5 protein-coding genes are annotated in these 11,117 nt (G+C 56.4%); 4 read left to right on the top strand and 1 reads right to left on the bottom strand.

Annotated elements, in window-relative coordinates; translation table 11 throughout:
- Window positions 1-67: 67 nt before the first annotated feature.
- Window positions 68-532 carry a bacterioferritin gene (gene bfr / locus K5658_RS06070; protein WP_221066075.1) on the bottom strand — a complete coding sequence of 155 codons (465 nt, stop codon included), beginning with the start codon at window positions 530-532 and terminating at the stop codon, window positions 68-70.
- Between the two features lie 1,348 nt (window positions 533-1,880).
- On the opposite strand from bfr, the gene K5658_RS06065 reads away from it, so the two are divergent.
- The 4 genes from K5658_RS06065 to K5658_RS06050 all read left to right on the top strand — a co-directional run bounded on the left by K5658_RS06065 (window position 1,881) and on the right by K5658_RS06050 (window position 11,106).
- Complete coding sequence (locus K5658_RS06065) at window positions 1,881-2,918, top strand: efflux RND transporter periplasmic adaptor subunit (RefSeq protein WP_246628579.1); 1,038 nt, start codon at window positions 1,881-1,883, stop codon at window positions 2,916-2,918.
- Window positions 2,919-2,940: 22 nt separating this feature from the next.
- Window positions 2,941-6,123: an efflux RND transporter permease subunit gene (locus K5658_RS06060; protein ID WP_221066073.1), complete on the top strand. Its 3,183-nt coding sequence runs from the start codon at window positions 2,941-2,943 to the stop codon at window positions 6,121-6,123.
- Window positions 6,116-7,546 (top strand): TolC family protein, encoded by a 1,431-nt coding sequence (locus K5658_RS06055; RefSeq protein WP_221066072.1) that lies wholly within the window; start codon window positions 6,116-6,118, stop codon window positions 7,544-7,546. Before K5658_RS06060 ends, K5658_RS06055 begins: the two co-directional genes overlap by 8 nt.
- A 545-nt stretch (window positions 7,547-8,091) precedes the next feature.
- The gene (locus K5658_RS06050) at window positions 8,092-11,106 is read left to right on the top strand and encodes a CheR family methyltransferase (RefSeq protein ID WP_221066071.1); all 3,015 of its coding nucleotides are present in this window, start codon (window positions 8,092-8,094) and stop codon (window positions 11,104-11,106) included.
- The last annotated feature ends 11 nt before the right edge of the window (window positions 11,107-11,117 follow it).

Here is an 11,117-nt window from a genome sequence, read left to right as displayed (position 1 = left end):
CCCGGCAAGCGGCCAAAAAAAGGGCGGCTCATCGCCGCCCGAGTGCGCCTTTCGCTTACAACATCGTTTACATCATGGATTGCTGGTAGTTCTGGATGCCGATCTTGGCGATCAGGTCCAGCTGGGTTTCCAGCCAATCGACGTGTTCTTCCTCGCTGTCGAGGATATGCTCGAACAGCTCGCGGGTGACGAAATCCTGCACCTGCTCGCAATAGGCGATGGCTTCGCGCAGCAGGGGCATCGCCGCCAATTCCAGCGCCAAATCGCACTGGAGGATTTCCTGGGTATGCTCGCCGATCTTGAGCCTGCCGAGGTCTTGCAGGTTGGGCAGCCCCTCGAGGAACAGGATGCGCTCAATCAGCTTATCGGCGTGCTTCATCTCGTCGATGGATTCGTGGTACTCCTTCTCGTTGAGCTTGCTGAAGCCCCAATTCTTGAACATCCGCGCATGCAGGAAATACTGGTTGATCGCGGTCAGTTCGTTGGTCAGCACCTTGTTCAGGTATTCGATGACTTTGGTATCGCCCTTCATGGTCTTGTTCCTTCGGTAAGTTGATCGGTATGGAACCCGGTGTTCCCCATCCCTTTTAGGGTTGCGGAAGTCGGCGGCGTTCCGGGATGTCCCGCCGGTTCCAACCGCGATTTTACCGAAGATGCCCCGCCCGCGCCGGCCCGGATCGATAGGGCCGGAACCGATGCGGCGGGTTTGCGCCGGGCCAGCTTGCGACCGATGGAGGGCTTGTCGGCAACCAGGAAGCCCAGGGCAAGAAACCCGCCCGGTATTTTGCCTCGTGGGGCCGGAAGCCCATGTGGCCCGCAGTTCCGGGGGCTTTAAAATCTGCGGAAGCTTCCTCCCAAGAGCGATATAGGTTTAGCAAGCGGCGTGCCTGGACCGGGAAGCGGGCCGGGAAGGCTGGCAATCCCAGGCGGGACGGGGATTTGGGGGCCACAAGAGACGGCGTCCGGAACCGGCCCGCACGGCGGAGCGGGAAATCCCGCGCCAAAATGGGGCGGATTGTCGCAAGAAAGGGAGGAAACGGGGACCGGCGGGCCTGGAAACGCCGGATATAGGCCCGGCCATGCCAGACTGTTTCCAAAACAGAAACCAATCCCCCGTCCCAGCACGTCATCACGGCGGATATCCACGGCGATGGCGACCCAGAAATGGGCTGCGCCATCCTCCTGGCCTACAACGCGGAAAAACAGCCCCGATCCGGTGCCGATGCGTGGTGTGGTCTGTGGTCCCCCGGGCGCTAAGCGCTGGACTCCCATATTCCGTCGCATGACCGCATCGAAAAGGCCGCCAACGCGGTCTTTTCCTTTTCCCGCTTCTACTCCCCTGCGCTCGCTGGGCCGCTTCCCGCAAACCGTCCTGGACCAGTCCCGCGCCGTGCTTGCTTTCCGGCCAACGCCATCGCCCGCCAATGGACGGAGGACCCACGCCCTGACGGCGAGATCAACCCAAACCCAAGGAAGCGCGGATATTTCTGGTGGATTACAACCAGCCAACCGCGCCCACCACGTCGACGACATGGAAGTTTTATTTTAAATATCAACAGCTTATTATTTTAGGCACGGAAGATGCGGTATGGCCGACAACTTAACAAAATCAAACATCATCCGTATGTCCACGAACCACCACCAGCCTCGGGCTTGGGCCAGGAGCCCAGACCACCCCCAAGCACCAAAACCGTACCGACCCCGACCACAGCCGCCCTCCAACCCCCGCCAAAACCCACTTTTCCCCGGCAGCATATCTAGCTAAACCACGCCCGCCCCAGCTCCAGAGTTTCCTGCCCTAAGCGCCCTATTCCATGCTTATGAACCCTAAACACATTGCCAAAACACCCGTGGCCCTAAGCTTGATCGGCATCCTTTTGATGGGTTGCCACCCCCAAGAAACCGAAAAGCACGAAGAAACCCCGAAACTGGAGGCAACTATACCCCTCCATGAAAATACTTCCGTTTTCAAAGAATATGTCTGCCAAATCCGCGCCATCAGGCATATCGAGGTCCGCGCCCTGGAACGGGGATATTTACAGAGTATTTTCGTGGACGAAGGGCAAATAGTACATCACGGACAGCCGATGTTCAAAATCATGCCGAATATCTATCAAGCCGAGCTATTGAAGGCGAAAGCCGAAGCGAATAATATGAATATCGAATATCTCAATACCAAGGGACTGGCGGATCAAAAGATCGTCTCCCCCAATGAATTGGCCTTGGCGAAGGCGAAATTGGACAAGGCCGAGGCCGAGGTGAAATTGGCGGAAACCCATTTGAGTTTCACCGATATCAACGCGCCTTTCGACGGGATCATGGACCATCTATTCGCAAGGAACGGCAGCCTCCTCGATGAAGGCGACTTGCTGACCACGCTTTCGGATATCAGCAAACTATGGGTGTATTTCAATGTCCCGGAAGCGGAATACCTGGATTATACCGCCCATAAACAGGGCGACGCGCCGACCCAGGTACGGCTACGGATGGCCAATGGCCAGATTTTCAAGCAGGCCGGGACCATCGAGACCATCGAAGCGGATTTCGACAATACCGCCGGCAATATCGAATTCCGTGCCACTTTCTCCAACCCCGACAAACTGCTCCGGCATGGCGAAACCGGGACGATCCTGATGGAAAAGCCTTATCCCAACGCCCTATTGATCCCGCAAAAAGCGACCTTCGAAATCCTGGATAAAACCTATGTTTATGTCGTCACCCCGGAAGGCAAGCTAGAACAACGGCTCATCCATATCGAAGCCGAAATACCACATTTGTTTATCGTCAAGGATGGACTGAAAGACGACGACAAGGTTTTGCTCGAAGGTTTGCGTAAAGTCCATGCCGGCGAGACGGTGGAAATCGATTTGAAAGCGCCGGAAAAAATCCGCTCAGAGCTTGAGTTGTATACCGAGTAACCCTGCCGGAACCCATTGAGCCATGTTTAATATTTTCATCAAACGTCCGGTCATGGCGATTGTATTATCGCTATTATTCCTGTTCATGGGCGTGCTGGCGATCCGGTCATTACCCATTTCCCAATTCCCGGATATAGCGCCACCCCGCGTGACGATTTCATTATCGTTCCCCGGTGCCAGCGCCGATGTATTAGTACAATCCTCCTTGATTACCATCGAACGCGCCATCAACGGCGTGCCCGGTATGAAATATATCGTCTCGGACGCCACCAGCGCCGGGGAATCGACCATACAAGTCTTATTCGACCTGAGTGTCGATCCCAATATCGCGATGGTCAATGTGAAGACGCGGTTGGATCAAGTCATGAGCCGCTTGCCCAGTTTGGTGCAGTTGGAAGGCGTGATTGTCGAGCGGGTACAGCCGAGTATGCTGATGTATATCAATCTGTATAGCAAAGATAAAAACGCCGATGAGAAATTCCTATTCAACTATGCCAATGTCAATGTCATCCCGGAGGTTCAGCGCGTTTTCGGTATCGCCCAGGCCAAGATATTGGGTAGCCGCCAATATGCGATGCGGATTTGGCTGAATCCAGACCGGATGCGGGCCTATAACGTCTCGACCGAAGAGGTGATGAACGCCATCGCCAATCAAAGCATTATTGGCAGGCCGGGCCGGATCGGGCAAAGTACCGGCATGGCCGCCCAATCCAAGGAATATGTGCTGGTTTATCAGGGCCGCTACAATAAGCCAGAGCAATATGAGGATATTATCATCCGCGCCAACTCCAAGGGCGAGATATTACATCTGAAAGATATTGCCAAGATCGACCTGAACAGCGAATTTTATAATATCTATTCGGATAAGGATTCCTATCCTTCCGCCTCCATCGTGCTGAAGCAAAACTACGGCAGCAACGCCAGCAAGGTCATCGAGGACGTGAAGGAAAAGCTAAAGGAATTAAAAACCTCGTTCCCCGAGGGCATGGATTACGAAATCAACTACGATGTCTCCCGCTTCGTCGATGCCTCGATTGATAAGGTCCTGCACACCCTGGCGGAAGCCTTCGTCCTGGTGGCCTTGGTGGTATTCATATTCCTGGGCGATTGGCGTTCCACCTTGATTCCGATTTTGGCGGTGCCGGTTTCGCTGATTGGCTCTTTCGCCGTGATGTCGGCGTTCGGGCTTTCCATCAACCTGATTACCCTATTCGCCTTGGTATTGGCCATCGGTGTCGTGGTCGATGACGCCATCGTCGTGGTCGAGGCGGTACATGCCAAAATGGAAGCCGAACATGTTTCCCCCTATGTCGCCTCGCAAAAAGTCCTGGGGGAAATCGGCGGCGCCATTATCGCGATCACCCTGGTTATGACCTCGGTCTTCGTCCCCATCGCTTTCATGACCGGGCCGGTTGGCGTGTTTTACCGGCAATTTTCAATCGCCATGGCCTCGTCGATCATTATTTCGGCAATTGTGGCCTTATCGCTGGCCCCGGTCCTATGCGCGATGATTTTGAAAAATACCCACGGCCAACCCCGGAAAAAAACCCCGATCAACCTATTCATCGACGCCTTCAACTATATCTTCGAGAAAATCACGGGGCGCTATGTCAAGTTGCTGAATATCGTGGTCGCCCGGCGCATCGTGACCTTACTGGCTTTGGCCGGATTTTCCTTCGGTATTTTCATGGTGAATCAAACCTTGCCCGCCGGTTTCATCCCCGGCGAGGACCAAGGGATGATCTATGCGATTATCCAAACCCCCCCCGGATCGACGATAGAAGTCACCAACAAAGTGGCGCGGGAATTGGAAAGCGTGGCCAGCAAAATCGAGGGCGTACAATCGGTTTCTTCTTTAGCGGGTTACGAAGTCCTTACCGAAGGCCGCGGTTCCAATGCGGGCACTTGTATCATCAACCTCAAAGATTGGAAGGAACGCAAAGCATCCGTGCAGGATGTCATCCGCCAATTGGAGGAAAAAACCCATGACTTCGGTGCCATCATCGAGTTTTTCCAACCACCGGCGGTTCCCGGCTATGGCGCGGCTTCCGGTCTGGCTTTACGCTTATTGGATAAGACCGCCGATACCGATTATTACGAATTCGACAAGATCAACCAAGCCTTCATGGCGGAGTTACGCAAGCGCAAGGAACTTACCGGCCTATTTACCTTTTACGCGGCCAATTATCCGCAATACGAACTGGTGATCGACAATAAGCTCGCCATGCAAAAAGGGGTTTCCATCAACAAAGCGATGGATAACCTGGATATTATGATCGGCAGCACCTACGAACAAGGTTTTATCCGCTTCAATAATTTTTTCAAGGTTTATACCCAAGCCCTACCCGAATTCCGGCGCTTTCCTTCCGATGTATTGAATTACTATGTGAAAAACGAAGAAGGCGAAATGGTGCCTTACTCCGCTTTCATGACCATGAAGAAAAAGCAAGGCCCGAACGAAATCACCCGCTATAACCTTTATAACTCGGCGGCTATCCGCGCCGAACCCGCCCCCGGCTATACCACGGGCGATGCCATCAGCGCTGTCAAGGACGTCGCGACTAGGACCCTACCTCGGGGTTATGACATCGCCTGGGAAGGTTTATCTTTCGATGAGGCCGCGCGGGGCAACGAAGCCCTGGTGATTTTCGTGGTGGTATTGGTGTTCGTTTATTTTGTGCTGGCGGCTCAATATGAAAGCTTCATCTTGCCCCTGGCGGTATTGCTGTCCTTGCCCGCCGGTATTTTCGGGTCGTTTTTATTGCTCAAAGAAACCGGCCTCGCCAACGATGTCTATTCCCAAGTAGGCTTGGTGATGTTGATCGGCCTGCTCGGCAAGAACGCGGTATTGATCGTGGAATACGCGGTGCAAAAACAAGCCCAGGGCGTGTCGGTCAAGGAAGCGGCGATTGAAGGCGCGAAAGCGCGTTTCCGACCGATTTTGATGACTTCATTCGCTTTTATCGCGGGTTTGATTCCACTGGCGATAGCCACCGGGGCGGGCGCGGTCGGCAACCGGACAATTGGCACCTCGGCCCTGGGCGGAATGCTGTTCGGTACCCTATTCGGCGTCGTCCTGATTCCAGGGCTTTATTACATATTTGCCAAAATGATGGAAGGCAAGCGCTTGATTAGCGGCGAAGATGTTAATCCTTTGACCGAAACCTATCAGTATGGCTTGGGCGACGAGAGCGATTATGATTAAAGCATTCCATCTGATGGCACTGGCCTTGATAAGCTTGACGCTACAAGCCTGTGGTATCCCAGAATTGACCAAGAAACAAGCCGAAGTCCATTTGCCCGATAGTTTCAAGCCCGGCTTTTCGGAAAAGGCCAATTCGGGCACCGTGAAATGGAAGGACTTTTTCGAGGACCGGAACCTATCCAAGCTGATCGATATCGCGGTCGCGAATAACAAGGAAGTCAATATGATGCTGCAACGCATCAGCACCGCCGAAAACGAGATCCAAGCGCGGCAAGGTGCCTATTTGCCCTTCGTGGGTATCGGTGCCGGGGCGGACGGCGAGAAGGTCGGCAAATATACGCGCAACGGTGCGGTCGAGGACGGCTTGAAACTGGCGAATGGCCAATCCTTCCCCACGTTCTTGGGCAATTATCAATTCGGCTTGTTTTCAAGCTGGGAGATCGATATTTGGAAAAAGCTGAGGAATGCCAAAGAAGTGGCCGTATTGGATTATATGGCGACCCAGGAGGGGAAAAACTTTTTGGTGACCAATCTGGTCGGCGAAGTGGCCCATGCCTATTATGAGTTGGTCGCCTTGGACAACCAGCTTGAAAACCTGAATCAGAATATCGCGATCCAGCAAAACGGCTTGGAAGTGGTCAAGCAGCTCCAGATTTATGCGCGGACCAATACGCTCGCGGTCAAACGCTACCAGGCGGAAGTGGCGAAGAACCAAAGCCGGAGATTCGAGATCATGCAGCAGATCACCGTGGTCGAAAACCGCCTCAATTACTTATTGGGGCGGACGCCACAGCCTATCGAGCGTACTTCCATAGGATTCATGGAAATGAAACCCAAGGTGCCCGATGCCGGTATTCCATCGCAGTTGCTGCAAAACCGGCCCGATATCAGGAAAGCGGAACTCGAATTGAAAGCGGCCGATTTGAATATCGACGTGGCCAGGGCTGATTTCTATCCCAGCTTCGGCATCAAAGCCGGCATAGGGTTCGATGCTTTCGCCCTCAAATATCTCGTCAATACCCCGGAATCCTTGGCGGCCATGGTCGCCGGGGAATTGGTGGCTCCCTTGGTGAATAAGAACGCCATCATCGCGGAGTATAAAAACGCCAACGCCAAGCAGATCCAAACGGCTTACGAATATGAGCAAACCCTCCTCAACGCCTATGCCGAGGTCGCCAATCAGCTTTCGAACATCAATAATCTGGATAAGAACTACCAGCTTAAAAGGGCGCAGGTCGATTCCTTGGTACAATCCATCGATGTCGCCAATCAGTTATTCAAATCCGCCCGCGCCGATTACCTGGATGTGTTATTGACCCAAAGGGACGCCCTGGAGGCCAAACGGGAACTGATCGAAACCAAACAAAAGCAGGTCGATGCGGCGGTGGACCTTTATAAGGCGCTGGGTGGCGGTTGGCAGTAAGGGCATCGCGGGATATCCTAAACACCCATATATTGTGAGCATTGGAAATCCGCGGCTTTGGAAAAAACCCAACGACCGTCATTCCGGCAAGGATGACGGTTCCCTAGCCTTCCTGCGATTGCCGTGGATCGACTGCCGCCCGACCGCGCTGCAAGTGTCGCAATGGATTTTTATATCTTCGAATACCCCAGCCTGGCTTCCGCCTTGATCCAGTAACGGCGACGTTGGATAGGTCTTCGCCGTCTCCCGATTCCTCACCTACCACCGCATGCCATAATCCCGGCCAAACCCACGGCCATACCTTTGAATTTTTACGGATTAAAACCGCGACTTTTCCGCTATTTTTCAAGACATTGTATCTCAAACCGTAACCGCCTCGGATTCCGCTGCACTGTATCCGCCAACACGCGGCTTGGACGATTCCCCTACAGAATGCCGGTAGCAAAAAAGCGTCAGGCCAGCTCCCCTATTGTGCTTTTCAACCCTTTCCATAACACTTGGAGGATAATTCGGCCCGCGATCCGACCGAAACCCAGAGATATCCCATGACCCATCCACCATCCCCCCCCGACGGCGAAACGCCGCCCGCCCACCCCGCAGTCCCCCCAACGGAGGCGGCCCCCCCCATTCCCCCCAGTCTCATCATCGGCGTCGGCGCCTCGGCGGGCGGCTTCGAGGCCTTCAAGGAATTGCTGGAAGCCCTGCCGGTGCCCAACGGCCTGGCCTTCCTGTTCATCCAACACCAAGACCCCAACCACCAGAGCATGTTGCCGACGCTGCTGGGGCGCTGCACCCGGATGCGGGTGACCGAAGCCACCGACGGAGTGGTCCTGGAGGGCGACCACGTCTACGTCACGCCGGCCAACGCCAATGTGATCATCATGAACGGTACCCTGACCCTGCGCCCCATCGGGCAAATCGTCGCCCGCCACAAGGTCATCGACTTCTGCCTGCGCTCGCTGGCGAACGACCAGGGCAGCCGGGCGGTGGGCGTTTTATTGTCCGGCACCGCCTCGGATGGCGTTTTGGGACTCAAGGCCATCAAGGCCGAGGGCGGCATCACCCTGGTCCAGGAAGAACGCACCGCCAAATTCGATTCCATGCCCCGCAGCGCCATCATGGCCGGGGTGGCCGATTTGGTGCTGCCGCCGGCGGAGATCGCCCGGGAACTGCTCAACCTCAAAAACCATTATCCGCGCCTGACCACCCCACCGACCGTGTTCCAGGAGGAACCGCTGCCGCTCATGGGGGAAAAGGACGACCTCCGGCGCATCCTGGCCCTGGTCTGGACGGTCAGCCATGTGGATTTCTCGGCCTACAAGCAAAGCACGCTCAGGCGGCGCATCTTCCGGCGGATGGTCCTGCACAAGCTGGACAAGCTGGCCCACTACGTGCGTTTCCTGGAGGAAAACCCCAGCGAGGCCAAGGCGCTCTATCAGGATTTGGTAATCAACGTGACCAGCTTCTTCCGCGACCCGGATGTGTTCGAGGCATTGAAAGGGGAAATCCTCCCCAGCATCCTGGCCGGCAAATCGCCCAATACCCCGCTGCGGATTTGGATACCCGGCTGCTCCACCGGGGAGGAGGTCTATTCGCTGGCCATCACGGTGTTGGAAGCCCTGGGCGACAACAAACAGGCCACCGTGCATATACAACTGTTCGGCACCGATATCAGCGAGATGGCGGTGGACAAGGCCCGGGCCGGCATCTATCCCGACAATATCGAGGCCGACGTGTCCCCGGAACGGCTGCGGCGGTTCTTCACCAAGAGCGACTCGGGCTATCAGGTTTCCAAGCCGGTCCGCGACCTCTGCATCTTCGCCCGTCAGAACGTGTTCAAGGACCCGCCGTTCTCCAACCTGGACCTCATCAGCTGCCGCAACGTCCTGATCTATTTCGGCCAGGAACTGCAAAAGAAAGTCCTGCCGATGTTCCATTACGCCCTCAACCCCAACGGCTTCCTGTTGCTGGGCAATTCCGAGAGCATCGGCACCTTCGCCGACCTGTTCGCCCTGGCCCACAAGCGCCACAAGCTCTACAGCAAGAAGAGCATATCGCCCCGGCTGATCCTGGATCTGGCGCGGGGGGATTACAGCATGGAGCGGCAAAGCCTGCTGGCCCCCCTGGCCGAGGGCCTGCCCAAGAGCTTCGACCCCCAGAAGGAGGCGGACCGCTTGCTGCTGGACCGCTACAGCCCGCCGGGCGTCCTGGTCAACAGCGATCTGAACATCCTGCAATTCCGCGGCCGGACCGGCTGCTTCCTGGAACCGGCGCCGGGCGGGGCCAGCTTCAACCTGTTGCGGATGGCCCGCGAGGGCCTGATGATCCCCCTGCACACCGCCATCCACGAGGCCACCGAGTCGGGCCGGGCGGCGCGCAAGGAGGATGTGGTGTTCAAGGGCAACGGCAACGGCGACAGCTACCGGGCCAACCTGGAAATCATCCCCATCGTCAGCCCGCATATTTCCTCGGAAAAATTCTTCCTGGCGCTGTTCCAGGATTTGCGCCCGGCCAGCGAGCCGATCCTCCGCAGGGAGGCCACCGAACCCGCCCCGTCCCGCCCGCCCGAATCCCCCGACCGGGAACACGAACTCGAACGGCTGCGCCAGGAACTGGCCGCCACCAAGGAATACCTGCAATCGGTGATCGAATCCCAGGAAGCCTTCAACGAGGAACTGCGCTCGGCCAACGAGGAAATCCTGTCCAGCAACGAGGAATTGCAAAGCACCAACGAGGAACTGGAAACCGCCAAGGAAGAATTGCAATCGGCCAACGAGGAACTCACCACCCTCAACGAGGAATTGCAAACCCGCAACGAGGAACTCGCCAAGCTCAACGACGACCTCACCAACCTGCTCAACAGCACCAACATCGCCATCGTGATGCTGGACAACGACCTCCGGGTACGGCGCTTCACCCCCTGCGCGGAAAAGATGTTCAGCCTGATCCCCACCGACATCGGCCGGCCCTTCAGCGATATCAACCCGAGGATCAGCGTGCCCGACCTGGTGCCGTTCATCCACGACGTGCTGGACACCCTGGGCACCAAGGAAGTGGAGGTGAAGGACGGCCAGGGCCGCTGGTACAACCTCCGGGTGCGGCCCTACAAGACCCAGGACAACAAGATCGACGGCGCGGTGCTGGCCGTGGTGGACATCAACGCCTTGGTGCAGAGCGAGACCAACCTGGACGACACCGGCAAGGCGCTGAACCTGACCGAGATCATCATCAACGCCCTCCGGGAACCCTTCCTGGTGCTGGGCGACGATGGCCGGGTGAAGACGGCCAACCCCTCCTTCTACGAAACCTTCCGGACCACCCCCGACGGCGTCCAAGGGCGGAGCCTCTATACCCTCAACAACGGGCTATGGGACAAACCCGCCCTGCGCCTGTCCTTGCAGGATTTGGCCCACCAAGGCAACGCCTTCGAGGGCTGCGTGGTCGAACCCTATGACGCGGCCCCCGATGGACAGCGGATGGTCCTCAACGGTCGCCGCCTGGATTCGCACACGGGCGCCGAAACCTTGATCCTGCTGGGCATCGGGTTCGCCCCCCGATAAACCCGCCACGC

The sequence above is a fragment of the Methylomagnum ishizawai genome, assembly GCF_019670005.1.
Taxonomy (GTDB): Bacteria; Pseudomonadota; Gammaproteobacteria; order Methylococcales; family Methylococcaceae; genus Methylomagnum; species Methylomagnum ishizawai.
Note: the sequence above shows the minus strand (reverse complement) of the source record. Positions and strands in the feature narration are given on the sequence as shown.